Consider the following 540-nt stretch of genomic DNA (forward strand, 5'->3'; position numbering starts at 1 on the left):
TTGACAAATAGGCTCAGTAATATCGACAAGGTTATCAAATACAGCTTGTAAGTCTAATAAAAAATCTTGTTTGAAACGAGTAAATTTAGAACCATCAGGAACTTTTTTAAATCCACAAAACTCTCTTAATTCATTTGAATATTTAAGAAAAGTAATTAAGAGGGTGTCAGTAGGAATAGAAAAAATTCTCTGGATAATTAATGCCCATAACATTGAATGAAGCTTGTATTCGCGTGGTCGTCCAGTAGAAGCATAAAAATGATGGTAGAAAGAAATAGGGATAAACTCATCAAGATTGATGGTATCTTCAAGTAATGAAAGAAACTTAGGTTTATCATTTTCAAAAAAAGTTTGACAATCAGAATAAATATCTGCCAAAGAAAGCTGTTTATGTGGTATCATATCTATATAACTCCTTTCGGGTTTTGGTGGATTTGTTGCTTGGCACTTCAATTTTACCATAAATCGGTGAGGAGTTATATTATTTTATGAAAAAATATCCCGTATTTATACGGGTTTTGGCGTTTCGCAAACGCCTAA

General features: G+C 31.7%; 1 protein-coding gene. It reads right to left on the reverse strand.

Features of this window, described 5'->3' with window-relative positions; genetic code table 11:
* Positions 1-402, reverse strand: a 402-nt coding sequence (locus K8M07_RS12545) for a transposase (RefSeq protein ID WP_223379452.1), incomplete at its 3' end; no start/stop codon positions are given.
* Positions 403-540: the final 138 nt, after the last annotated feature.

This window comes from Schnuerera sp. xch1 (assembly GCF_019931165.1).
Classification (GTDB): domain Bacteria; phylum Bacillota; class Clostridia; order Tissierellales; family Tepidimicrobiaceae; genus JAIOUP01.